The organism is Kaistia dalseonensis (assembly GCF_030814715.1).
Classification (GTDB): Bacteria; Pseudomonadota; Alphaproteobacteria; order Rhizobiales; family Kaistiaceae; genus Kaistia; species Kaistia dalseonensis.
Genome location: NZ_JAUSVO010000008.1, coordinates 1 through 24,712 on the forward strand (window position 1 = coordinate 1; position 24,712 = coordinate 24,712).

The following is a 24,712-nucleotide window of genomic DNA, read 5'->3' on the forward strand; positions in this document are numbered from 1 at the left end:
CAGGCTGAGTGCCGTGGCATGGGAATGCAACCCCAAGGCCTGAGCGTGCGAACCCCCTCCCGACCTCCCCCGCAAGCGGGAGAGGAGAAGGAAGCGGGAGGACGAAGCGCACAGCCCGCCCTCTCTCCCGCGAAGCGGGGGAGAGTGGGAGAGGGGGTGGCTCGCTCAAACCCATCCGACTTTTTGCAGGCCGACTTCTCGCCCGAGGTCCCGGCAGAACGCCCCCTCCCTAACCCTCCCCCGCAAGCGGGAGAGGGGGACGGGTCTGCGCTATCCTTTCGCCGGCCGACCGCCGAGCATCGTCGTCGCGCGCGCGCCGGCCCTGACGGCCCGCTCGAGGCTCTTGTCGATCGGCATGTTTTCGAGGCGGGCGGCCAGGAAGGCCGCGAGGAACGCGTCGCCCGCGCCCGTCGTATCGACGACCGCCACGTCCGGCGCAGCGGCCCGCAGGCGGACGGATTTGCTGGCGATCTCCGCGCCTTCGGCACCGCGCTTGATCGCTACGAGTTCGTAGCGCGCCGTCAGGAAGCGGATCTGCGCCGCCGGGTCGCTGGTGCCGGCGAGGCAGGCGGCCTCCTCCGCATTCGGGAACATGATCGTCGCGTCGCTCGTCCAGCCGAGGAAATTCGATGGGCCGACTTCTTCCAGGAAACCGACCGAGGCGGGATCGACGGTGACGGTGATGCCGCGCGCGCGTGCCACGGCCATCAGCGCCATGACGGCCGCGCGTGGTCCGGGCGTGAACAGCGCATAGCCCGAGACATGCAGCAGTTCGAGCCCGTCGAGCAGCGAGAAGGGAAGGTCGGCGGCCGAAAGTCCGTCATTGGCGCCGCGATCGGTCAGGAAGCTGCGCTCGCCGGTCTCCGAGATGATGGCGATCAGCATGCCGGTATTCTCGCCCTCTCCCGCGGCGAGCAGTGGCGTGACTCCGGCCTCACGCAACGCCTCCTCCTGCGTCGCGAGATCGCGCTTGCCGACGCGTCCGGCGAAGGCGACCGGAATGCCGAAATATGCGAGCCATGCCGCCTGGTTGCACGCCGATCCGCCCGGATAGAGCCCGATCTTGGCCCGCCTGTCCGAGCCTATGACCAAGGGCCCTTCGGGGCGGACGATGACGTCGGTCATCACGTCGCCGACGACGAGAACGCGGGGATGGGGAAGGGCGGAAGGCGGCATGAAATGGTCTCGAATCGCGAAGCTGACTGACCTGTCCCGTATAGAGAGGAACGGTGTTCGTATTAAGCTTGAACGCAGCCGCGTCCCGCGCCATGTCAGGCGTCGGCTTTCCTTTTCGAGGCGTCACATGACCTCCGACAATCCCCTGCTCCAGCCCTGGACCACGCCTTTCGGCATAGCGCCCTTCGCGGAGATCGAGACCAAGCATTACAAGCCCGCTTTCGAGGCGGGGATCGCGGAGCATGAGCGCGAGATTGCCACGATCATCGGCAATCCGGAGGCGCCCACCTTCGCCAACACCATCGAGGCAATGGAACGCGCCGGCCGCACGCTCGACCGCGTCGGTTCCGTGTTCTTCAACCTGACGGGCGCCAACACCAATGACGAGCTGGAGGCGATCGCGCTCGAGATCGCGCCGATCCTGTCGCGCCATCGCAGCGCGATCTACCTGAACGACGCGCTCTTCGCCCGTGTCGATGCGCTGTTCAAGGGCGATCAATCGGGCCTCGACGCCGAGCAGCAGCGCGTGCTGGAGCGCTATCATATCGGTTTCGTGCGGTCCGGCGCCGGCTTGCCTGCGGCGAGCAAGGAGCGTCTCGCGGCGATCTCCGAACGCCTCGCGACACTCGGGACCAATTTCGGGCAGAACGTGCTGGCCGACGAAAAGAGCTGGAGCCTGGTTCTCGAAGAGGGCGACGACCTTGCCGGTCTTCCGGACTTCCTCAAGGACGCCGCATCGGAAGCGGCGCGGGCGCGCGGCCTCGACGGCCAATATGTGATCACGCTGTCGCGCTCGTCGATCGAACCGTTCCTGCAGTTTTCCGCCCGGCGCGACCTGCGCGAGAAGGCCTTTGCGGCGTGGATTGCCCGCGGCGAGGCCGGCAAGACGGATAATCGCGGCATCATCGCGGAGACGGTTGCACTTCGCGCGGAAGAGGCGAAATTGCTCGGCTTCAAGAGCTTCGCCCATTTCCGGCTCGACGATTCCATGGCCAGGACGCCCGAGGCCGCGATGGGCCTGCTGCGCTCGGTCTGGACGCCGGCGCGCGAGCGGGCGATCGAGGAGCGCGAGGCGCTACAGGCGCTGGTGCGCGCGGAGGGCGGCAATTTCGAGATCGCGGCCTGGGACTGGCGCTTCTATTCGGAGAAGCGCCGCAAGGCGGAGTTCGATCTCGATGAGAGCCAGCTGAAGCCCTATCTCCAGCTCGACAAGGTCATCGAGGCTGCCTTCGACACGGCTTCGAAGCTCTTTGGTGTGACCTTCACCGAGCGGTTCGACGTGCCGGCCTATCACCCCGATGTCCGCGTCTTCGAGGTCAAGAACGCGGCCGGCGCACCGGTCGGTCTCTTCCTCGGCGATTATTTCGCGCGGCCGTCCAAGCGCTCCGGTGCCTGGATGAGCGATTATCGCGGGCAGGAGCGGCTCATCGGCGATATCAGGCCGATCATCGTCAATGTGATGAACTTCGCCAAGGCGGCGGACGGCCAACCGACGCTGCTCTCCTATGACGATGCGAGGACGCTCTTCCACGAATTCGGCCATGGCCTTCATGGCCTGCTGTCCGACGTGACCTATCCTTCGCTCGCCGGCACCAGCGTCGCGCGCGATTTTGTGGAGTTCCCCTCCCAGCTCTACGAGCACTGGTTCGAGCGGCCGGAAATCCTGGAGCGCTTCGCGGTTCATTACCAGACCGGCGAGCCGATGCCGGCCGCCCTGCTCGAGCGGCTGCAGGCGAGCCGGACCTTCAACCAGGGCTTCGCCACGGTGGAATATGTCTCGTCGGCCCTCGTCGATCTGGAGCTTCATCTGCTCGACAAGGCGGACGGCCTCGATTCGACGGCCTTCGAGAAGAAGGTGCTTGAAGAGATCGGCATGCCAGAGGCGATGGTGATGCGCCACCGCACGCCGCACTTCCAGCATGTCTTCGCCGGCGATGGCTATTCCTCGGCCTATTACAGCTATCTCTGGTCCGAGACGCTGGATGCGGACGGCTTTGGCGCGTTCGAGGAAGCGGGCGATATATTTGCGCCGGACGTTGCCGCCAAGCTCTATACCTTCGTCTATTCGGCCGGAAATCGGCGAAAGCCCGACGAAGCGTATCGCGCCTTCCGTGGCCGCGATCCCGATCCGTCCGCGCTTCTCCGGAAGCGTGGGCTCGCTGAGGGCGACTAGGACGGCGGACCGGTTGGGTGGTGTCTTCGAGAGGGTCTTGCGGCTATCATCGGGACCACCCGGACCGCCCGGCGCCGATTGTCTCTTTCAGGCGCCGGGAAATTCGCTATGGTCGCCGCCCCTCAGGAAACACAAGGAGTGCCATATGAGCACCGACAAGACGGAGGTCGCGAAGTCCGACCTTTCCGCGATCGAACTGAAGACACTGGCCCGCGTTTCGCGCCCCGGCCCCTATGTCGGGTTGAACGGCAAGGCCGTGCAGCGCCTGATCGAACTCGGCCTCGTCAAGACGCGCGTCTCCGGCTACGTGCTGACCGAAGAGGGCATGGCACGCCTGCGCGATTGAACCGGATCGCCGTCCGTTCGTTACATGGCGTGACATCGCGGCGTCGCCTGTCATAATCCTGTCGGCGGTCGCGGCGAACGTGCGCGCTGGAGTTGTCTGGCGCGCACAGAGTTGATGATTGGCGCGTCGGCGGTGTGTCCGGTCATGGCGGGAGCAGGCGGCAGGATGACGGATGGCGACGTGACCCTGGATCCTGCCGACCCTGTTGATCATGTTGTCGAGACGAAGCCGCATCTGACCGCATGGACGCTGGTCTCGAGCGTTGCCGTTCGTTTCATTGCCCATGACGATGCGTTGATTGCCGCTGGCGTTGCCTTTTACGGCTTTCTCGCTGTCTTCCCGGCGCTCGCCGTGCTGGTTTCGCTCTATGGCATGATCTTCGACGTCAACGGCGTCACCCAGCATGTGGAGGAGATCGCGTCGATCCTGCCCGAAGAGGCGCGACCGATCATCCTCGACCTGTTGACCGCGCTCGCCAAGCGGGGTCCCGCCCGGATCAATACCGGTCTTCTTCTGGGCTTCGGCATTGGTCTTTGGAGCGCGCGCGCCGGCATCGCGGCGCTGATGAGCGGCATCAACTTCGCCTATGAGGTGAAGGATGATCGCAACATTCTGGTCGCGGTCGGAATATCCATCGCTGTCACGGTCGGTGCGATCGTCTTCGCCGTGCTGACGCTCGCGGTGATCGCGGCCGTGCCGGTGGCGCTCTCTCTGCTGCAGGTTCCGCATGCGCAGGCGACGGCCTTCCTGCTGATCCGCTGGCCGCTGCTCGCCCTGATCGCTTTCGCCTCGATCGCGACGATCTATTTCGCGGTGCCCCACCGCAAGGGCGGCGGCCCGTGGCGGCGGGTGCGGCGGATCCTGCCGGGTGCCATCGCGGCAACCCTGATCTGGCTGCCGGGCTGCTCGCTCTTCTCGGTCTATGTCACGCGCATCGCGACCTATGACGTGACCTATGGTTCGCTGGGCGGCCCCGTCGTCTTCCTGCTCTGGCTCTGGCTGACCGCGCTGGTCGTGCTGATCGGTGCCGAAATCAACGCGACCTGGTCGGGCCTGAAGACACCGAAGCCCCGGCACTAGGCGGAACCTGGTCCCGCGCGGTCATGTGGTGAGTTGTTCCGGCCGAACTTCGAGAGCGGCGGCCAGCGCATGGATCTGGTCGATCGTGAACGAGGCTCCGTTTTCCAGCGCAACGATCTCGTCGCGGCTGAGCCCCGACAGGCGGGCGAGATCGACGGTGCTCAGGCCACGCGCCTCGCGCAGAAGGCGCAAGGTGGCCAGTCCGGCGGCCCGCACGGTCTCCGGCGTCTCGGTCATGTGCGGTGCGGCAAGCTCTTCGGCGGGGTGCGGAATAGCGGTTTCAAGCGTGCTCATGGATCGATACTCCCTTGTCGACAACATGGGTCAACGCGCGAGGAGGCGATCCGCTCCCTTGTCAGCGCTTTCGATCGTTTCACGGAAACGATGAAATGACTTGTCCATTTGAGTTGTTGCGTTTCCTCTGCGCCGACCGGCGCCCACCCGCTCGGAAACGCTTCAGCCGGTATGGTTGGAGATGTGGCGGTAGGCGCCGTGCCAATAGAGCAGAGGCTGGGCTCCGGTTCGTGTCGTCACGGCCTTGACGCGGCCGATCAGGATGGCATGCGAATGCCGTTCGATCGCTTCCTCGAGTTCGCAGTCGATAGTGGTCAGTGCGTCGACAAGCGCGAGGGCGCCGGTGGCGAGCGGCCGCCATGCGGCACCGTCATAGCGCTCCGCCCCTTTCGCTCCATCGCGCCCCGCGAAGCGCTCGGCGACGAATTGCTGGTCGTCGGCGAGGACATTGACGCAAAAGGCGCGGTGGCGCTGGAGGGCGGGCCAGGACGAGGAAGTGCGGTTGACGGCCACCATGATCGCCGGCGGCTCGGCCGAAAGCGAGGAAACCGACGTCGCGGTGAAGCCGGTGCGGTCTGCACCCACCCCAACGGTGATGACGCTGACCGCTCCGGCGAGATGGCGCATCGACATGCGAAAACCCGCGGCGTCGACCTCGGGGATCTCGTCGCGGTCATCCCGCAGGCTTCGCCCGGCGGCTTGGCTCAACATAATGTCCATCCTCACTTTCTCGCTCCAGAGCGAGATACGGCCCGGCGTAAGACGCGCAGCCAAAGAGATATGGTTACGCAAGATGCGTGCCGCGATGGCGGGGCGCAGCCTGGGTGGAGGTTTGGCCGCGTCGGACAGGCATGCTGCCGCTTGATCCGGCGCCGCTGCCTATCCGGGCGGCTCGGACCATGCATGTGCGGATTGGCGCATATGGTCCGTGGCTGCCGAGCACAGTATCCAGCACGGTCCGATCTGGTTTAGGAAGGCATCCCGCATCGGCATCTGGATCAGAAGGACAAGGCAATGGCGAACGTGGCGTTTCTCGGCCTCGGCGTGATGGGTTATCCGATGGCTCGCCATCTGAAGGCCAAGGGTCACGCGGTGACGGTCTATAACCGGACGGCTGCCAAGGCCGAGGCCTGGGTGGCCGAATTCGGCGGCCGCTCGGCGCCGACGCCGAAGGCGGCCGCTGAAGGTCAGGAGATCGTCTTCGCCTGTGTCGGCAATGACAATGATCTGCGCGAGATCACGATCGGGGCCGACGGGGCCTTCGAGGGGCTGGCCGCCGGCGCCGTCTTCGTCGACCACACGACGGCCTCGGCCGAAGTGGCCCGCGAGCTCCATGCCGCGGCGCAGGAACGCGGCTTCGGCTTCGTCGATGCGCCGGTGTCCGGCGGACAGGCAGGAGCGGAGAACGGCGTCCTGACCGTCATGTGCGGCGGCGAGGCCGGCATCTTCGAGCGGGTCGAACCGGTGATCGCCGCCTATGCGCGCGCCTGCCGCCTGCTCGGGCCGGTGGGCTCGGGCCAACTCGCCAAGATGATGAACCAGATCTGCATTGCCGGCATTGTCCAGGGGCTGGCCGAGGCGCTGCATTTCGGCAAGCGCGCCGGTCTCGACGTCGAAGCGGTCGTCGAGGTGATCTCGAAGGGCGCGGCGCAGTCCTGGCAGATGGAAAATCGCTACAAGACAATGAACGCCGGCACGTTCGAGTTCGGCTTCGCGGTCGACTGGATGCGGAAGGATCTCGCCATCTGCCTCGACGAGGCGCGGAAGAACGGCGCCAAGCTGCCGCTGACGGCGCTGGTCGATCAGTTCTATGGCGACGTCCAGGCCATGGGCGGCCAGCGCTGGGATACGTCGAGCCTGATTGCGAGGCTTGAGAAATAAGCCCCATTCCGGCCGCGGATCGCCGTCCCCTGAGGCGATCCGTTGCAGCGCCATTGGCCGCGCGCCTTATCGCGGCATTAAGGGATTCCGGCCAAAGTCGGCTTTGGCTGTGACGGGCTTTATCGGGCTCCGTCCGGCCGGGAGCGATCCATCATCGCCAGGGTAGCGCGGCCAGCTCGGCCGACGGCAGGGGGCCGAAACGAGCCATGGTTGCCATCGACAATCCGTCGATCGTTCGGCGCGTCGCACGCCGCATGCCGATCTACTGGGCCTATACGCGCGACAATCCCTCATGGCCGCTCATGATCGTCTTCGCGCGCACCATGCTTGGTCGTCGCGTCGAACGGCTGTTCCGCCGTCCGCCGGCTTCGCTGCCGCGTGCCGAAGGTAGCGTGGTGCTCGATGGTCTCGATCCGGCGGCCGTTGTGCAGCGCCTCGTGACCGACGGGGTCGCGACGGGGCTTCAACTTCCCCCCGAGATCGTTCAGTCGATCCATGAGTTTGCGCGAACGCGGCGCTGTTTCGCCCGCAACGGTACGGAAGTCGGCTTCCTTGCCGATGAGATCGCCGCCGTCAATGCGCGCTCGGAGCGCGATATCATCTCGGCGCAATATTTCGATGCCGTCGAGGATTGTCCGGCGATTGTCGCGTTGCGACAGGATCCCGGCATCCGCGCCATCGCGACCGCCTATCTCGGCGGCGCCGTCATGCCGACGCGCACGCGTCTCTGGTGGAATTTTCCCGGCGCCCGGGTCGACGATGACGATCTGCACGATACCGCGCAGGACAAGTATCATTTCGATATGAACGCCTGGCGCTCGGTGAAATTCTTCTTCTACCTGACGCCGGTCGATCTCGATGCCGGGCCGCATCGCTGTGTCGCCGGCACGCACCGCTCGCGTCCGCTACGGCAGCAGCTCACATTGAAGGTCGGGCAATCGCTCGATGAGCTGGAGCGATCCTTTGCGCCGGAGAAATTCCTGACGATCCTGGGCCCGGCCGGCTCGGGCTTTGCCGAGGATCCGTTCGTCTTCCATACCGGCTCGCGCTGCCGGAGCGAGCGCCGCCTGATCCTCGAGCTGGAATTTGGCGTCAGGCCTTCGAGCCGCGCCTATCACTATGGCAGGGTCGGGTAGGCTCGGCCGCGCCCGCAAGCACATGATCGCCGGATCGAGGCGCCAGCCGAAACTCCGGCGCCTTCGGGGCAAAACTGCAGTCCGCTTCCCACGCTTTCGCCGAAAAGCAGGCTGCAAAGACTCGTGGTCGTCAATCCGGGCCTAGACGCGAGCGTAGACGTCCTCATAGCGGACGATATCGTCCTCGCCGAGATAGGATCCGGTCTGCACCTCGATCAGTTCGAGCGGGATCTTGCCCGGATTGGCGACGCGGTGGATCTCGCCGACCGGATGATAGGTCGACTCGTTCTCGTTGACGATATAGGTGCGGCCGCCCTGCGTGACCTCGGCCGTGCCTTTCACGATCACCCAATGCTCGGCGCGGTGATGATGCTTCTGCAGCGACAGGATCGCACCCGGCTCGACGATGATCTTCTTCACGTGGAAGCGGTCGCCGCGCGAAATCGTCTGATAGGTGCCCCAGGGGCGGTGCATCTTGATGTGTTCATTGGCCTCGTTGCGCTTTTCGGCCTTGAGGCCGGCGACGAGGTGCTTGACGTCCTGGCTGCGCGAAGACGGCATGACCAGGATGGCATCCTCGGACGCGACGACCGTGAACCCGTCGAGGCCGATGCCGGTAACCAGCGGGCCCTCCGAATGGATGAAGGCATTGGTGCTGTCGAGCAGCGAAACCGGGCCATGGGTGACATTGCCATTCGCATCGGCCGTGCTCATCTCGCGCACCGCGTCCCAACTGCCGATATCGGACCAGGCGAAGCGCCCCTCGATGACGGCGGCGCGATCGGTGCGCTCCAGCACGGCATAGTCGATCGACTTGGCCGGAATGGACAGGAAGGCCGATTTGTTCAGACGGATGAAGCCGATATCCTCGGTCGCGCCGGCGATGGCGCCGATCGCGGCCGCGCTGATCTCGGGCTCGAACTTCTCGGCTTCCGACAGCATGAGCGTGGCGGGGAAGATGAAGTTGCCCGAGTTCCAGAGATAGCCTTCGGCGACATAGGTCTCCGCCGTGGCGCGGTCCGGCTTCTCGACGAAGGAGGCGACCGCGAAGGCGCCGGGCGTGCCGAGGGGCTTGCCGGGCTTGATGTAGCCATAGCTCGTGCGCGGCTCGGTCGGCGTGATGCCGAAGGTGACGATATAGCCTTCCTCCGCCACCGTTGCGGCGGCAAGGCAGGCCTCGCGGAAGAGGTCGGCATCGGGAACGAGATGGTCGGCGGCGAGCGCGAGGACCAGGACATCCTCACCATAGCGCTCGACGGCGAAGCGGGAGGCGATAACCATGGCCGCGGCCGAATCGCGGCGCGCCGGCTCCAGGATGATCGTCGGTTCGATCCCGATCTCGGTGGCCTGGCGACGAGCGAAGAAGCGGAAATCCTCACTCGTCACAACGATGGGCGCCGTCACCGACGGTCCGGCCTTCGGCAGGCGCAGCAAGGTCTCCTGGTAGAAGGTGTGGTCCGAGCCGAGACCGAGGAACTGCTTCGGGAGACTGTCCCGCGAGATTGGCCAGAGCCTCGTGCCAGATCCGCCAGCCAGAATCACCGGAACGATCTTCGAAACAGTCATCGCAACCTCTGCTCTAATCCTGTTGGCGTCCTGATCGCGCCCGCCAGCTCTCTGCCTTATCAGTTTGCACGGCGGGCAGCATGATTTCAATGCGGCGCAACAACAATATCGCAACGCAGCATTAATGCTCTCTTGGCTGCGGGTCAGATGGGGGATGCGCGATTGATGATCGTGCGGCAGGTCGCATCCGCCCGTCGAAACCGCAAGATATCTGCCAGCGCGTCTCGAATTTTTCTTTGACCTGTCTGACTGGCGGCCACGACAAACACAATATCATCGGCATGGCCGATAAGGAAACGCGTTTCGGCACCGCCAGAAAGCGCTGTTCCGTCGATGATGATCGCGTCATAGGCGCGTCGCCACGCGGGCAGTGTCTGGCGGATTTTCGATGCGTGCTGGACGATGTCGGCAACGCTGCGGCCGCCCGGGATCCTCACGATGAGATCGAGATTGGCGGTCCGATCTCTGATCACACCTTCAACGGCCGTGGCATCGGACTGTGCGGCAAGCTGCACTGCAAGGGCTTGGCGCGTTTCGAGCCCGGCTGCTTCGTAGAGCGCAGCGTGGCGGCCGCCCTCGATGAGCAACGTTCTTCGGCCGGCGAGGCTGAGTGCGCGGGCCAGTGAGAGGGCGATCAGCGTCTTGCCCTCGCCCGGCAAGGTCGACGTCACCAGGATCACGGGCGTCATGTCCTGGCGATCCGGCTCCAGTGCCGCCATCTCCAGCTCAAGCCGCACCGTGTTGATCGCGGCGCTGAAGGCCGAGGTGGGGTGGTCGACTATCTGTGCCGCCGTCAGCTGCGGGTCGTGTCCGGCGGCGGCGCCGCGTCGTTCGATGTTCGGGATGTCCCCGATGACGGCGAGGCCGGTTGTCGACTCAACCTGCTCGCGGCTCGCAAGGCCTCCGAAATGGCGGTCACGCACGAGCGCCGCCACGACCGCGAGGATGAACGAAAGAACGGCGGCGATCGACAACAGCATCGGCTTGTCGGGCGAGATCGGTGCGGCTGGCGGCAGAGCCGGCGCGGCGATGCGGCTATCCGGCAGTTGCAGGTCCATCTGGGCGGCCGCCCATTTCGCACTGGTGGTCAGCCTGTCGACAACGCCGCTCAGCGCGTTCACCTCGCCCTCGACCTCGCGAAAGCGCAGGACCAGATCCGAGGGGATATCGCGATCGGCGAGACGGCGGCTCAGCCTCTGGCGCAACTCGCCTTCCCGCGCACCCGCATTATCCGCTTCGGCCGCGACGCGGTTTACGACGGACGCCGCCTCCTGGTCCATCTGGCGATTGATCTCGACGAGTCGGGCGCGAAGATCGCGCATGTCGGCCGGGCGTGTCGCGGCGGCGAGCTCCGCGCTCGTATCGATCCGGCTCCGGTTCAACGCCACGAGCCGGTCGGAATTCAGCTCGGCGATCAGCGCGTCCCAGTCGCCGGCCTTGATCCGGTCGCGGGCCCGGTCAGCCAGCGCCGCAAAACGCTGGCTGGTGTCCGTCGTCGCCTTGATGCCGTCGCGCAGTTCCAGGAGCTCGGCGCGGAGATCGGGGTCGCGGATCTGCCGGATGCTGTCGTCGAGAAAGGTGTCGAGCCGTCCGTCGGCGCCGCGCAGGGCCGCCCGCGCATTGTCCAATTGTCGGGCGAGCCGCTGCTCGACATCGGCGGCGAGCGCGATCTTGGCGCTGGTCTGCGCGTCGATCGAGGCCTTGGCCAGCGCATTGGCGAGCTGGGCCGCGCGGGCCGGATCACGCGAGCGCCCGTCGACGCTGATCACCTGGGTGGTGCCGCGGCGGTTGATCGCCACGGTGCGCCGCAGGCGATCGAGCGTCTGCTTGACCATCTCCTCCGCCGAAATGACGGGAACGGCGATGCCGAGCAGGGCTTCGATGCGGTGGCGCCAGGATGGCCGAAAGCCGAGTTCAGGGTCCTGCGTCAGATCGAGCGCATCGACCACTTTCAGCAACATGGCGGGCGAGCGCAGGATCTCGACCTCGCTCTCCACGCGCGCCCCATCGGCGGGTCGGGGCGCCTGCGGCGGATCGTTGTCGAGGAACGACATCGGATGAGGCTCGACGATCAGCAGCGCGGAGCTGCGATAGATCGGCGCCAATTGCAGCGCGATCAGCAGGGCGAGACCGTTCACCATCAGCACGACGAGGCCGAAGATGGGAAGTTGCCGCCGGATCAGCCGGAAGAGCCGCATCGGATCGAAGCCGTCGGCCGATGCGGGACGATCGACGCGCGGCGCCGAGCGGCTGGCAGCGGTTTTCGGCAGATCGCCGATCATAGTCTGGCTGTTCAGCATTGGACCGTGCCCCCCGGAACAGTCACATGATGGTGCAACCAACGGTGGAGCACGCGCGTGCTGCTGTCAATCGGGCCTTGGCTCCTGTCGCAATGATTGCGAACAAAACGGGAAACATGCTCCTCTGTCGCTCGACGAAGCCGTTGATTCGAACCGCAGAGCCGCCGCGATCATGACTGCCGCCCATCTCCAGAGGCTCAATGTCGATCAGCGCCGCGCGGTCGAATTCGGCGTCACCACCGCCGAGAAGGGCCCCTTGCTGGTCATCGCCGGTGCCGGTTCCGGCAAGACCAACACGCTTGCCCACCGGGTTGCCCATCTGATCCTGAATGGCGCCGATCCGCGACGGATCATGTTGCTGACCTTTTCGCGCCGCGCCGCCAGCGAGATGGCCCATCGCGTCGAGCGCATCGCCGCCGGCGTCATGGGCGACAAGGCCGTCGCCATGACCGATGCGCTCAACTGGTCCGGCACGTTCCACGGCGTCGGTGCGCGGCTGTTGCGCGAGCATGCCGCCTGGATCGGCCTCGACCCGGCCTTCTCGATCCACGACCGGGAGGATTCGGCCGATCTGATGAACCTCGTGCGGCATGAACTCGGCCTCTCCAAGACCGAGAGCCGCTTTCCCGCCAAGGGAACCTGTCTCGCGATCTATTCCCGCGCGGTCAATGCCGAGATGCCGCTCGATCAGGTGCTGGTCGGCGTCTTTCCCTGGTGCGCCATGTGGAAGGACCAGCTCAGGGGCCTGTTTGCCGCCTATGTCGAGGCGAAGCAGGCGCAGAACGTGCTCGATTACGACGATCTGCTGCTCTACTGGGCGCAGATGATGGCCGAGCCGACGATCGCCGGGGAGATCGCGGCGCGTTTCGATCACGTGCTGGTCGACGAATATCAGGACACGAACCGCCTGCAGGCTTCGATCCTGCTTGGCCTGAAGCCCTCGGGCGAAGGGTTGACCGTGGTCGGCGACGACGCGCAGTCGATCTATTCCTTCCGCGCGGCGACCGTTCGCAACATCCTCGATTTCCCCGGCCATTTCAGCCCGAAGGCGTCCGTGGTGACGCTGGAGCGCAATTATCGCTCGACCCAGCCGATCCTCGCTGCCGCCAATGGCGTCATCGGGCTGGCGAGCGAACGGTTCACCAAGAACCTCTGGACCGAGCGGACGGCGGGCGACCGGCCGCGCCTCGTGACCGTCCGGGGCGAGAGCGAGCAGGCGCGCTATGTCGCCGAGACGATCCTGGAGAACCGCGAGCAGGGCGTGGCCCTGAAGGCGCAGGCCGTGCTGTTCCGCGCCGCCCATCACAGCGGCCCGCTCGAGGTCGAGCTGACCCGGCGCAACATTCCGTTCGTGAAGTTCGGCGGGCTCAAATTCCTCGACGCCGCGCATGTGAAGGACCTGCTCGCCGTGCTGCGCTTTGCGGAGAATCCGCGCGACCGCGTCGCCGGCTTCCGCGTCGTCCAACTGCTGCCGGGTGTCGGGCCGATGATTGCCGGGCGCCTGCTCGATGCCGTTGCCGGCGCGATCGATCCGCTCGAGGCGCTGAAGGGCTTCGCCCCGCCGGCCCGTGCCTCCGAGGACTGGCCGGCCTTTCTCGCGCTGATCACCGCGTTGCGGTCGCGCCAGGCCGGCTGGCCTGCCGAGGTCGAGGCGGTGCGCAACTGGTATGAGCCGCATCTCGATCGCATCCACGAAGATGCCGCTATGCGGCTCGCCGATCTCGTGCAACTGGAGCAGATTGCCGGCGGCTATGCCTCGCGCGAGCGCTTCCTGACCGAATTGACCCTCGATCCGCCGGATGCGACCAGCGACGAGGCCGGCGTGCCCCATCGCGACGAGGATTATCTGATCCTCTCGACGATCCACTCCTCCAAGGGGCAGGAATGGAAATCGGTCTTCGTGCTCAACACGATCGATGGCTGCATGCCGATCGATCTGTCGACCGGCAGCGCCGAGGAGATCGAGGAGGAGCGGCGGCTGCTCTATGTCGCGATGACGCGCGCCAAGGATCAGCTGCATCTGGTCATGCCGCAGCGCTTCTTCGTGCACCAGCAGGCGAGGGGCGGCGACCGCCATGTCTATGCGACGCGCACGCGTTTCATTCCCTCAGCGATCATCGGCCTGTTCGACCAGCGGATCTGGCCGCCTTTGACGGCTCAGGAAGCTGCCGCCAGCGCGCCGCGGCCGCCCGTGGACATTGCGGCGCGCATGCGCGGCATGTGGCGATAGCGCGAAAGCCGCGCGAGGCCCTTGCGCCGGGGGCGCGCCTGTGATGAACCCGAGGAAACAAGATCGGGGAGGAGATTGTTCATGCATATTCTGATCATCGGGGCTGCCGGCATGGTCGGTCGCAAGCTGACTGACGCACTGGTGGCCGATGGCGGCATCGGCGCAAAGCCGATCGACCGGCTGTCGCTGGTCGACGTCATCGAGGCGCCCGTGCCGGCCGGCTTTTCCGGCAAGGTCGAGACGCTGGCCGCCGATCTCTCCGAGCCGGGCACGGCGGAGCGCCTCGTCGCCGGCCGGCCGGACCTGATCTTTCATCTGGCTGCGATCGTCTCCGGCGAGGCGGAAGCCGATTTCGACAAGGGCTACCGGATCAATCTCGACGGCACGCGCTATCTCTTCGATGCGATCCGCCTGATCGGCGACGGCTATTGCCCGCGCGTCGTCTTCACCTCGTCGATCGCCGTATTCGGCGCGCCGTTTCCCGCCACCATCCCGGACGAATATTTCACGACGCCGCTGACGAGCTATGGCACGCAGAAGGCGATCGGCGAATTGCTGCTCTCCGATTACTCCCGCCGCGGCTTCTTCGACGGCATCGCGATCCGCCTGCCGACGATCTGCGTGCGCCCTGGCAAGCCGAACAAGGCGGCGTCCGGCTTCTTCTCCAACATCATCCGCGAACCGCTGAACGGCCAGGAGGCGGTGTTGCCCGTCGCCGAGAGCGTCCGCCACTGGTTTGCCTCGCCGCGCGCGGCGGTCGGCTTCCTCAAGCATGCCGCTACGCTGTCGGGCGATGCGATCGGGCCGCGCCGGGCGATTTCCCTGCCGGGGCTCTCCTGCACGGTCGCCGACGAGATCGATGCGCTCCGCCGCATCGCGGGCGACAATGTCGTGGCGCGCATCAAGCGCGTTCCCGATCCGACGATCATCCGTATCGTCGACGGCTGGGCCACGGCGTTTGACGCGAAGCGGGCGAGCGAGCTCGGCTTCGTGGCAGAGAAGAGCTTCGATGAGATCGTCCATGCCCATATCGAGGACGAGCTCGGCGGCACGTTCGTCGCCTGATCGAGAGAAGAATCGTTACCTGATCCAGACAAGAGGGAGCCGTTCCATGCTGCGCTTTTCCGCCAATCTCGGCTTCCTCTGGCCCGAGCTGCCGCTGCTCGATCGCATCGAGGCGGCCGGGCGCGCCGGCTTCCGCGCGATCGAATTGCACTGGCCCTATGATGTCCCGGCCGCGGCGGTCGCCGCGGCCTGCGATGCCGCCGATATCGTCCTGACCGGCCTCAATACGGCGCCGGGCGATCTGAAGGCGGGCGAATTCGGCCTCGGCGCCCTGCCGGGGCGCGAGGCGGAGTTCGAGGCTGCGGTCACCCAGTCGATCGCCTATTGCCGGGCGACCGGCGCCACGATGATCCACGCCATGGCGGGCGTGGTCCCCTTCGACGCGCGGTCGAGCGCGACCTTCGTCGCCAATCTCCGCCATGCCAGCGCCGAGGCCGAGCGCGCCGGCCTGACGCTGCTGATCGAGCCGATCAACCCGCGCGACAAGCCGGGCTATTTCTATTCCACGATCGAGCAGGCGGCTGAAATCCTCGAGCGGATCGGCACGCCGAACGTCAAGCTGCTGTTCGACGTCTATCATGTCGGCGTGGCGACCGGCGACGTGCTGACGCGGCTCACAACCTTCATGCCGCTGATCGGCCATGTCCAGATCGCGGCCGTCCCGAGCCGCGCCGAGCCCGACGAGGGCGAGATCTCCTATCCGGCGATCTTTCTCGCGCTCGAAGAGCTCGGCTACGAAGGCTGGATCGGCTGCGAATACAAGCCCCGCGGCGACACCGTCGAAGGCCTCGTCTGGACGGAGCGCCTGGGCGTCACGCTTTGAGCGCGTCAGGCGCAAGCCCCATGGCTTCGGTGATCGTCTCCATGTCGAAGGCGCTGACCGGGATGACGCCGAAGCGGAGCTGGTAGCCCCAGTTCGGCTTGCCGGCCGTGAAATCGAGCCGGTCGAGCAAGGGACGAATGGGCGTTTCGGCCGCCGCCAGCCAGTCGACATCGCGGCGATAGGGCCGGAAGCAGCCGCCCGCGTCGAAGATGTAGGGATCGCCATCCCGCGCGCGTCCGATCGCGGTGAAGGCCTGGAGACGGTCCGCGCCGCCAAAACCGATCGTCGGCGAATAATAGGCGACGCAATCTCCTGGCTTGATCCGCCTGAGCGGTGCGGCCTTGCCGTGGCAGACCTGCATGAAGCCCTCCGACCGGCCCCGGCGGACATGCTCCGCCGAGGCGACCGCGACCCAATGGTTGGTCATGATGCCGGCCTCATTCGTCGAAGAGGCAGACGCGAAGGCGGTGGCCGTCGGGATCGAGGGCGACGAAGGTCGGGCCGAAATCAAGCGTCGTGATCTCCTGCGCAATGGCGAGGCCGCGTGCGGTCCAATCGGCATAGAGCGCTTCGATCGCGGCTTTGTCCTTCACCATGAAGGCGATCTCGCCTTCGGTGCCGGCCTGCGCGACGGGCGGCACGGCCTTGTGTCGGGCCCAAAGGCCGAGCGCGCCACCGCCGTCGAGGGCGAAGGAGGCGAAATTCGGCGAGGCGACCGCCGCTTCCCGGCCGAGAAGGCCGGTATAGAAGGCGACGCTCTTCGGGGTGTCTTCGACATAGAGAAGGAAGAGATTGGGGCTTGCCATGAGATGGTCTCCTGTTTGGGGCAGGAGAAGATCTAGCGCGGTATGCTGCCAGTTTATGGCAGTATCGAATTCAGCTTGGCGGCACGCCCTCGATGAGCCGCCATTCCTTCAGCAGCACCTGCCTGCGGCGGGGATAGCGGATATCCGATAGATCGAGCCGGCTGATCCGGTCGGTGCGGAAATGGCGGAAATCCTGCCTCAGTTCGCACCAGGCGACGAGCACGCGGGCGCGTTCGAAAAAGCCGAGCGCGAAGGGCCAGACCACGCGGTCCGAGGCCGCGCCGCTCTGATCTTCATAGGCGATGGTAAGCTTGCGCTCGGCGCGGATCGCCTTGCGGATCGTGCCGAGATCGACGGTATTGGCCGGCGCGAGGTCCTTTGGACCGACCAGCAATGTCGAGGTGTCGAGGCCCTCGCGCAGATCAGCCGGCAGAACGGCGGCGATCTTGGCCAGCGCATCGCCGGCGGCGCGCGCGAGGCGGCTATCGGCGCGCTTCGCCACCCAGCGCTGGCCGAGCACCAGCGCCTCGATCTCGTCCTCCGAGAACATCAGCGGCGGCAGCATGAAGCCGGGCTTGAGGATATAGCCGATGCCGGGCTCGCCCTCGATCATCGCGCCCTGAGCCTGCAGGCTGGCAATATCGCGATAGAGCGTGCGGATGGAAATGCCGAGCTCGGCCGCGAGCGCACCACCGCTCACCGGTTGGCGATGGCGCCGCAGCAATTGCAGGAGATCGAGCAGGCGTTCCGAGCGTGACATCAATGGCTTTCCAGATATCGGGCCATGATGCCATATTCTGGCAGCATATGCTGCGGCTGCTCCGGTCTAGCAGCCCTGCCGCCGGAAGCGATCCGTGGCGGCGGCGATGCTCTCGGCCATGCCCGGGTCGCGCGCATCATGGCCGGCCGTATCGACGATGACGAGTTCACTGCCGGGCCAATGCTGCGCGAGCTGCCAGGGCGTGACGAGCGGGCCGCCAATGTCGAGCCGCCCGTGGATCAGCACGCCGGGAATGCCGGCCAGCCGCCCGACGCCATGAAGCAACTGGTCTTCCGCGAGCCAGCCGCGATGGCGCCAGTAATGCGTCACGAGGCGGGCGAAGCCGAGCCGGAAGGCCGGGTCGAGGTAGCGCGGGTGCGGTGTGTGATCGGATCGCACCGCGACAATCGCCATTTCCCAGTCGCACCAGTCGCGCGCCGCCTTGTCTTGCACGGCCGGGTCGGCATGCATCAGCAGGCGATGATAATCGTCGATCAGATTGCCGGAACGCTCCGAAGGCGGGACGCCATCGAGAAGGCGAGACCAGGCCTCGGGAAAGAAAGCGCCGACGCCGCGCGTGATCCACTCGATCTCGCGCGCCGTGGTGGTGGCGATGCTGTTGAGCACGAGTTCGGTCACCCGCTCCGGATGGGCCTCGGCATAGGCCAGCGCCAGTGTCGAGCCCCAGGAACCGCCGAGCACGAGCCAGCGCTCGACACCGAGATATCGCCTCAGCTGCTCGATGTCGCTGAGGAGGTGGGCGGTGGTGTTGGTGGCGAGGTCGATCGTCCGTTCGCTCGCATGCGGTGTGCTGCGGCCGGCATTGCGCTGGTCGAAGACCACGATGCGATAGGCTTCTGGATCGAAATAGCGCCGTACAGTGGACGACGAGCCCGAGCCCGGCCCGCCATGGAGCACGAGCGCCGGTTTGCCCCTGGGATTGCCGCAGACCTCCCAATAGATTTCGTGGCCGTCGCCGACGGGGAGCATGCCGCGTTCAAAGGGTTCGATGCTCGGATAGAGATCAACCATCGGCGCCACCGGGATTTCCATGCGGGCGCGCTTCTTGCCGCAGAACGCCTGGGACGGCAAGGGTGAAACGGCCGAAGACCGGGGCGCGCGAGCTGGGTCTGTCCCGCCCGTTCAGAGATGGCCGCCGAGTTCCTCGATCATGGCGATGGCGGCCGGCGAGAGCGGGATGCCCTCGCGCAGGCGCTCGCGCCGGGCGGCCTGCCGGCGGTCGCCGGGAAGGCGTTCCTGCCCGGCTTCCTGCATCTCGCCGATCAGTTCCTCGACGCGCGCCGCGAAGGGGGCGAGGCCGCTATTGCCCCGGTTGGGGTCGATCACGATGATGGTCTCGCCGGTATTCGGCGTCTTCGCGCCGGGATGGCTCGACCAGTCGACCTCGTAGGAGAAGCGGCTGCCGACGATCGCGGCGCACAGGATCTCGATCATCATGGCGATGGCCGAGCCCTTGTGGCCGCCAAAGGGCAGCAGGGCGCCGCCGCCGAGAATGGCGGCCGCGTCCGTCGTCGGCTGGCCCGCACTGTCGACGCCGATGCCGGGGGGGACCGGCCGGTTCTCGCGCGCGGCGAGCGAGACATCGCCATGCGCCATGGCGGAGGTCGCCATGTCGAAGACGACCGGCGGCCCGTCGGCCCGCGGCGAGGCGAAGGCGATCGGGTTGGTTCCGAACACGGCCGCCTTGGCGCCATGCGGCACGACCACGGCCATGGAATTGATGAAGGCGAGGGCGACGAACCCTTCGCTGGCGAACGGTTCGACATCGAGCGACAGGGCGGCGAAATGATGCGAATTGCGGATCGCGATGATGGCGATGCCGTTCGTCCGTACCTTCTCGATGAGCAGCGCCCGCCCGGCGGCCAGCGCGGGCTGGGTGAAGCCGTTTTGCGCATCGACGCGTACGAAGCCCGGCGCCACATCCTCGACGACGGGCAGGGCGCGGCCATCGACCCAGCCGGATCGCAGCGTCGAGACATAGCCCGGCATTCTGAAGAGGCCGTGGCTCTCCGCCGCGTCGCGCTCGGCCGAGGCGCAGTTCTCGGCGAGGATGGCGGCGACGGAGGCGGAACAGCCATGGCGCTCGAAAATGCCGGTCAGGCACTCGATGAGACGGTCGAATGGCACGCGCCTGGCGCCGGGGACGGGCTTCTTCATCGATCGAGGGCTTCCAGTCGGTCTTTTCGTGACTGTCACGCGCCGGAAGCCTTCCCCGCAAGGGTGCGCATTGCGAAAGAGGTGGATATTGCCGCCGATCGGGCGGTTCGAGGCGCTCCAGCGATCGGGCCGGGGGCATCGCTCCACGTCGTCGGCGCGTCCCACGCTGGTCGCTGCGCCCGAGCGGGCGGCGGGCGCACCGCTCCCGAGCCGGAGCAAGGGTTGACGCGGCGTGCCGATCGCAGCCTCGAGGCCGAAGCGCGTCGCGCTGGGTGGCAAGGTGCTCTTCAGGTGATAATAAGCCGTCGTACTATTAGCCGGCATGTCATGCGAGCGTCACGGCTCATGGGCTAAGCGGATGCCCGTCGCGCCGGGATTGGCGCTCCACATCATTCGTGAGGTTCTCATGAACGCCAAGCTTCTCGGCGCCGTCGGCATGTTTGCCGTTGCGGCGTTGCTGGCCGGTCCGGCCGCGGCTGACAAGACCAAGATCGACTTCTGGTTCGGCAATTCGGGCGATATCGCCAAGCGCGTCCAGGAGCAGTGCGACCGCTTCAATGCCAGCCAGAGCGACTACCAGGTCGTCTGCACCAGCCAGGGCTCGTATGACGCCTCGCTGCAGAACACCATTGCGGCCTTCCGCGCCGGCCAGCAGCCGACGATCGCCCAGGTCTCTGACGCCGGCACGCTCGACATCATGCTTTCCGGTGCCTACTACCCGGCCAACAAGCTGATGGCCGACATGGGCTACACGGTCGACTGGAGCGATTACTTCTCGGGTATCCGTTCCTATTACGCGACTTCGAAGGGCGACATGTATTCGTTCCCCTTCAATTCGTCGACCGCGCTGCTCTACTGGAACAAGGACGCCTTCGCCAAGATCGGCAAGGATCATGCTCCGGCCACCTGGGAAGAAGCTGCGGCTGATTTCAAGGCGCTGAAGGCTGCCGGCTATAGCTGCCCGCTCGGCTTCAATATCTCGCGCGACGAAATCTGGCAGTATGGCGAGCAGTTCCTCGCCGTCCACGGCGAGCCGATCGCCACGAAGAAGAACGGCTATGAAGGCCTCGACGCCGAGCTGGTCTTCAACAAGGGCAAGTGGGTCCAGTTCATCAAGGACCTGAAGGGCTGGTACGACAATGGCGAAGCCGTCATCAAGTCGAAGGAAACCGGCCAGACCTTCGTCGAGGCATTTGCCGCCGGCGATTGCCAGGTGATCCTCACTTCGGTCGGCGACCACGGCAATATCGGCCGCACCGCCAAGGAAGGCATGAACTGGGGCGTCGCGATGCTCCCGGTCTATGCCGGCACCGAGCGCAAGAGCTCGTTCGTCGGTGGCGCCTCGCTCTGGGTGCTCGCCGGCAAGTCGGAGGCCGAATACAAGGCCGCCGCCGCCTTCTTCAACTTCATCGCGAAGCCGGAAGAAGCGCTGACCTGGTCGACCGTGACCGGCTACATCCCGGTCCGCCAGTCGGGCTATGACTATCTCGTCAAGAACGGCTTCTACGAGAAGGCTCCCTATGCCGGCCGTGAACTGGCGATCAAGAGCCTGACCGCCGCCACCACCGAGCAGGGCTCGCTCCCGGGCATCCGTCTCGGCGGCCTGCTGCAGATCCGCCAGGAAATGTCGAACGGCCTGCAGGCGATCTTCATCAAGAACGAAGACGTCCAGGCTTCGCTCGACGAGGCTGCCGCTCGCGGCAACCAGATCCTGCGCAAGTTCGAGCAGACCTACCAGGGCAAGACCCTGCCGTAGTCCTGGCGCCGACATGCCCTGACCCTCGCCCGCTTGCCGGGCGAGGGCTTCTTCTTTCAAACCGACCGAGCCCCTATGGAAAAGCGCGCGACTTTCTCCTCCACGACGATCGGCATCCTGTTCGCATTGCCGATGCTCGTGCTGATCTTCGTGTTCTTCTACTGGCCGAGCGGACAGGCCCTCTTCTGGGCCTTCACGCTCGAGCAGCCCTGGGGCGGCGGCAACCGCTGGGTCGGCTTCCAGAACTTCCAGCAATTGCTGAGCGATCCGGTCTACTGGAACTCGATCTCGCGCAGCATGATCTTCGGCCTCGGCTCGACGGCGATCGCCATGGGCATGGCGCTGATCCTGGCGCTCTTCACCGATCGCGAACTGCGCGGCCATGGCGCCTATCGCTCGATCTTCGTCTGGCCCTATGCGATCGCGGCGCCCGCGCTCGGCCTCGCCTTCCGCTTCATCCTCGCGCCGGAAGCCGGCCTGCTCTCGCTGATCAACCAGGTCTGGCCCGGCATCTGGAATCCGGCGCTCGACGGCAATGATGCGATGATCGCCGTGATCATCGCCTTCTCGTGGAAATATATCGGCTACAATTTCATCTTCTTCCTCTCGGCGCTGCAGTCCATTCCCCGCTCGCTGATCGAGGCGGCGGCGATGGACGGCTCCGGCCCCGCGCGCCGCATGTGGGATATCCAGCTGCCGCTGTTGACGCCGACGCTCTTCTTCCTGCTCGTCATCAACATCACCGAGAGCTTCCAGGATAGCTTCGGCATCGTCGACATCATGACCCAGGGCGGTCCGGCGCGCGCCACCGAGCTGATGGTCTACAAGATCTATTTCGACGGCTTCAAAGGTCTCGATTATTCCGGCGCCGCCGCGCAGTCCATCATCCTGATGGTGCTCGTCATCCTGCTCACCTTCGTGCAGTTCCGCTTCATCGAGCGGCGCGTGCACTACAAATAGGGGCGGGAACCATGGTCGAACGTACCCCCATCTTCAACGCGATCTGCCAGTTCATCCTGCTGGTCGGCCTCATCGTGGCGCTGCTGCCCTTCGCGATCGTCATCATCGCCTCGACCCACGACATCCGCGCCGTGAACATCGTGCCGATGCCGCTGACGCCGGGCAGCCATTTCCTCGACAATGTCCGCGAGGCCTGGCATCGGGCCGATCTCGGCCACAAGCTGTTCAATTCGATCCTGTTTGCCACGGCGGTCGCCTTCGGCAAGGTCGCGCTCTCCTCCATGGCGGCGTTCGCCATCGTCTATTTCCGCTTCCCCGGCCGGTCGATCCTGTTCTGGGCGATCTTCCTGACGCTGATGCTGCCGCTCGAAGTGCGCATCGTGCCGACCTATGCGGTCGCCGCCAACGCGCTGGCGCCGTTCCAAGCGATCCTGAACGTGACGGGCATCAACTGGCTGATCCATGCCGTCTCGGGCATCGAGGTCAACCTGCAGTGGGGCCTGCTCAATTCCTATCCCGGCCTGATCCTGCCCATGGTCGCGACCGCGACCGGCACCTTCCTTTATCGCCAGTTCTACCTGACGGTGCCGGACGAACTGGCCGAGGCCTCCAAGATGGATGGCTCGGGCCCGATCCGTTTCTTCTGGGATATCCTGCTGCCGCTGTCGCGGCCCAACATGATCGCGCTCTTCACCATCATGTTCGTCTGGGCGTGGAACCAGTATCTCTGGCCGCTCCTCGTCACGACCGATCCGAGCTTCGGCATCGCGGTGACGCAGCTGAAGACCCTGATCCCGTCCGAATTCGGGCTGCCGGACTGGAACGTCGCCATGGCGGGAACGCTCGTCATCATGGCGCCGCCGCTGATCCTCGTCATCTTCATGCAGCGCTGGTTCGTGCGCGGCCTCATCTCGACGGAGAAATAGCGATGGCAGGCAGGGCTGCTCCACGAGCTGGCGTCATCCCCGCGAAAGCGGGGATCCATGAGGGCCTGAGCCGTCACAGTCTGTCATGGATCCCGGGTCAAGCCCGGGATGACGCAAAACTTCCTTTGAAAGGATAGCTTCATGGCATCGATCGCAATCCGCGGCGTCAGGAAAGCCTACGCCAAGAATGCCGTGGTGCACGGCGTCGATCTGGACATCGCATCGCGCGAGTTCATCGTCATTCTCGGCCCCTCGGGCTGCGGCAAGTCCACGCTGCTGCGCATGGTCGCCGGGCTCGAGGAGATATCCGGCGGCGAGATCGCGATCGACGGCAGGGTCGTCAACAATCTCGAGCCGCGCGAGCGCGGCTGCGCCATGGTGTTTCAGAATTATGCGCTCTATCCGCATATGACGGTCGCCGAGAATATCGGCTACGCGCTGAAGGTTGCTGGCGTGCCGAAGGATGAGCGTCGCCGCCGCGTGGAAGCGACCGCCAAGATCGTCGGCCTCGAAGCCTATCTCGATCGTCGCCCGGCCGCCCTTTCCGGTGGCCAGCGCCAGCGCGTCGCCATGGGCCGCGCCATCGTGCGCGAGCCGAAGGTGTTCCTGTTCGACGAGCCGCTCTCGAACCTCGACGCCAAGCTCCGCGTCGCGATGCGCGCCGAGATCCGCCGCCTGCATCGCCGCCTCGGCGCCACCTCGATCTTCGTGACGCACGACCAGGTCGAGGCCATGACGCTCGGCGATCGCCTCGTCGTCATGAATGGCGGCCGCATCGAGCAGGTTGGCTCGCCGGCCGAAGTCTATAACCGTCCCGCCAGCCGCTTCGTCGCGAGCTTCGTCGGCTCGCCGGCCATGAACCTCATGGAAGGCACGATCGATCGCCACGGCGTCTTCGTCTATGACGCGGAGCGGCAGATCCCGATTCCGGCGACGCTCGATGCCCGTCTCGTCGGCCACAAGGTCGCGCTCGGCGTGCGCGCCGAGGCCGCGCGGCTGGTGGAGCCGGGCACGGCGGGCTCGATCCCCGCGACGGTCGATTTCGTCGAGGAGCTCGGCGCGGGGCGCGTCGTTCATACCGATCTCGACGGGCTCTCCTTCGCGGTTTCTCTCTCGACCCCGAACGTCATGCCGGCCGGCACGCCGGTCGGCATCGCCATCGACCCCCGCGATGTGCACCTGTTCTCGATCGAGACGGGCCTTCGCATCGAATTCGCCGCCGGAATCGCGGCCCCCGCCAACAGCAACTGACTTTT

The 24,712-nt window shown here is 65.8% G+C and carries 22 protein-coding genes; 12 read left to right on the forward strand and 10 right to left on the reverse strand.

The features are described from left to right. Positions 1-270: 270 nt before the first annotated feature. The gene (locus tag QO014_RS23375; protein ID WP_266351190.1) at positions 271-1,176 is read right to left on the reverse strand and encodes a carbohydrate kinase family protein; all 906 of its coding nucleotides are present in this window, start codon (positions 1,174-1,176) and stop codon (positions 271-273) included. A gap of 127 nt (positions 1,177-1,303) precedes the next feature. Here QO014_RS23375 and QO014_RS23380 point away from each other — a divergent pair, with 127 nt between their 5' ends. The 3 genes from QO014_RS23380 (at position 1,304) to QO014_RS23390 (ending at position 4,775) form a co-directional block, all read left to right on the forward strand. Then, positions 1,304-3,349: a M3 family metallopeptidase gene (locus QO014_RS23380; RefSeq protein WP_266351191.1), complete on the forward strand. Its 2,046-nt coding sequence runs from the start codon at positions 1,304-1,306 to the stop codon at positions 3,347-3,349. Positions 3,350-3,494: 145 nt separating this feature from the next. Next, the gene (locus QO014_RS23385; protein ID WP_266351192.1) at positions 3,495-3,695 is read left to right on the forward strand and encodes a hypothetical protein; all 201 of its coding nucleotides are present in this window, start codon (positions 3,495-3,497) and stop codon (positions 3,693-3,695) included. Positions 3,696-3,875: 180 nt separating this feature from the next. Next, positions 3,876-4,775 carry a YihY/virulence factor BrkB family protein gene (locus QO014_RS23390; RefSeq protein ID WP_266351193.1) on the forward strand — a complete coding sequence of 300 codons (900 nt, stop codon included), beginning with the start codon at positions 3,876-3,878 and terminating at the stop codon, positions 4,773-4,775. 21 nt (positions 4,776-4,796) lie between these two features. Here the strand turns inward: QO014_RS23390 and QO014_RS23395 are convergent, their stop codons facing one another. Together QO014_RS23395 and QO014_RS23400 are read right to left on the reverse strand one after the other, a co-directional pair. Continuing rightward, positions 4,797-5,069, reverse strand: coding sequence for a helix-turn-helix transcriptional regulator (locus tag QO014_RS23395; protein WP_266351194.1), 273 nt, complete (start codon positions 5,067-5,069; stop codon positions 4,797-4,799). A 162-nt stretch (positions 5,070-5,231) separates the two neighbouring features. Beyond that, positions 5,232-5,780, reverse strand: coding sequence for a flavin reductase family protein (locus QO014_RS23400; RefSeq protein ID WP_370877204.1), 549 nt, complete (start codon positions 5,778-5,780; stop codon positions 5,232-5,234). Positions 5,781-6,083: 303 nt separating this feature from the next. On the opposite strand from QO014_RS23400, the gene QO014_RS23405 reads away from it, so the two are divergent. Together QO014_RS23405 and QO014_RS23410 are read left to right on the forward strand one after the other, a co-directional pair. After that, entirely contained in the window at positions 6,084-6,950 is an 867-nt protein-coding gene (locus QO014_RS23405) for an NAD(P)-dependent oxidoreductase (RefSeq protein ID WP_266351195.1), read from the forward strand. A 206-nt stretch (positions 6,951-7,156) separates the two neighbouring features. Continuing rightward, positions 7,157-8,086: a phytanoyl-CoA dioxygenase family protein gene (locus QO014_RS23410; protein ID WP_266351196.1), complete on the forward strand. Its 930-nt coding sequence runs from the start codon at positions 7,157-7,159 to the stop codon at positions 8,084-8,086. A 141-nt stretch (positions 8,087-8,227) separates the two neighbouring features. Here QO014_RS23410 and QO014_RS23415 read toward each other — a convergent pair whose 3' ends face one another. Beyond that, on the reverse strand, positions 8,228-9,652 hold the full coding sequence (locus QO014_RS23415; protein ID WP_266351197.1) for a mannose-1-phosphate guanylyltransferase/mannose-6-phosphate isomerase: 1,425 nt from the start codon (positions 9,650-9,652) through the stop codon (positions 8,228-8,230). A gap of 143 nt (positions 9,653-9,795) precedes the next feature. Next, the gene (locus QO014_RS23420) at positions 9,796-11,952 is read right to left on the reverse strand and encodes a GumC family protein (protein WP_266351198.1); all 2,157 of its coding nucleotides are present in this window, start codon (positions 11,950-11,952) and stop codon (positions 9,796-9,798) included. A 172-nt stretch (positions 11,953-12,124) separates the two neighbouring features. Between QO014_RS23420 and QO014_RS23425 the strand changes: the two genes are divergently transcribed. The 3 genes from QO014_RS23425 to QO014_RS23435 all read left to right on the forward strand — a co-directional run bounded on the left by QO014_RS23425 (position 12,125) and on the right by QO014_RS23435 (position 16,070). Continuing rightward, on the forward strand, positions 12,125-14,182 hold the full coding sequence (locus tag QO014_RS23425) for an ATP-dependent helicase (RefSeq protein ID WP_266351199.1): 2,058 nt from the start codon (positions 12,125-12,127) through the stop codon (positions 14,180-14,182). A gap of 81 nt (positions 14,183-14,263) precedes the next feature. After that, entirely contained in the window at positions 14,264-15,247 is a 984-nt protein-coding gene (denD, locus tag QO014_RS23430) for a D-erythronate dehydrogenase (RefSeq protein ID WP_266351200.1), read from the forward strand. Between the two features lie 46 nt (positions 15,248-15,293). Next, positions 15,294-16,070, forward strand: a complete 777-nt coding sequence (locus QO014_RS23435) for a hydroxypyruvate isomerase family protein (protein WP_266351201.1) — start codon at positions 15,294-15,296, stop codon at positions 16,068-16,070. Here QO014_RS23435 and QO014_RS23440 read toward each other — a convergent pair. From QO014_RS23440 to QO014_RS23460, 5 genes are all read right to left on the reverse strand, one after another. Beyond that, positions 16,060-16,497: an EVE domain-containing protein gene (locus tag QO014_RS23440; protein WP_266351202.1), complete on the reverse strand. Its 438-nt coding sequence runs from the start codon at positions 16,495-16,497 to the stop codon at positions 16,060-16,062. The genes QO014_RS23435 and QO014_RS23440 overlap by 11 nt on opposite strands. 10 nt (positions 16,498-16,507) lie before the next feature. Next, positions 16,508-16,876 (reverse strand): VOC family protein, encoded by a 369-nt coding sequence (locus tag QO014_RS23445; RefSeq protein WP_266351203.1) that lies wholly within the window; start codon positions 16,874-16,876, stop codon positions 16,508-16,510. Between the two features lie 70 nt (positions 16,877-16,946). Continuing rightward, entirely contained in the window at positions 16,947-17,636 is a 690-nt protein-coding gene (locus QO014_RS23450) for a helix-turn-helix transcriptional regulator (RefSeq protein ID WP_266351204.1), read from the reverse strand. A 66-nt stretch (positions 17,637-17,702) separates the two neighbouring features. Continuing rightward, complete coding sequence (gene pip, locus QO014_RS23455; protein WP_266351370.1) at positions 17,703-18,668, reverse strand: prolyl aminopeptidase; 966 nt, start codon at positions 18,666-18,668, stop codon at positions 17,703-17,705. 111 nt (positions 18,669-18,779) lie between these two features. Then, the gene (locus tag QO014_RS23460; protein WP_266351205.1) at positions 18,780-19,814 is read right to left on the reverse strand and encodes an Ldh family oxidoreductase; all 1,035 of its coding nucleotides are present in this window, start codon (positions 19,812-19,814) and stop codon (positions 18,780-18,782) included. 406 nt (positions 19,815-20,220) lie between these two features. Here QO014_RS23460 and QO014_RS23465 point away from each other — a divergent pair, with 406 nt between their 5' ends. From QO014_RS23465 to ugpC, 4 genes are all read left to right on the forward strand, one after another. Beyond that, complete coding sequence (locus tag QO014_RS23465; RefSeq protein ID WP_266351206.1) at positions 20,221-21,570, forward strand: extracellular solute-binding protein; 1,350 nt, start codon at positions 20,221-20,223, stop codon at positions 21,568-21,570. Positions 21,571-21,645: 75 nt separating this feature from the next. Then, entirely contained in the window at positions 21,646-22,530 is an 885-nt protein-coding gene (locus QO014_RS23470) for a carbohydrate ABC transporter permease (protein ID WP_266351207.1), read from the forward strand. Between the two features lie 11 nt (positions 22,531-22,541). Continuing rightward, positions 22,542-23,456 carry an ABC transporter permease subunit gene (locus QO014_RS23475; protein ID WP_266351208.1) on the forward strand — a complete coding sequence of 305 codons (915 nt, stop codon included), beginning with the start codon at positions 22,542-22,544 and terminating at the stop codon, positions 23,454-23,456. 141 nt (positions 23,457-23,597) lie between these two features. Next, positions 23,598-24,707, forward strand: coding sequence for a sn-glycerol-3-phosphate ABC transporter ATP-binding protein UgpC (gene ugpC, locus QO014_RS23480; RefSeq protein WP_266351209.1), 1,110 nt, complete (start codon positions 23,598-23,600; stop codon positions 24,705-24,707). Positions 24,708-24,712: the final 5 nt, after the last annotated feature.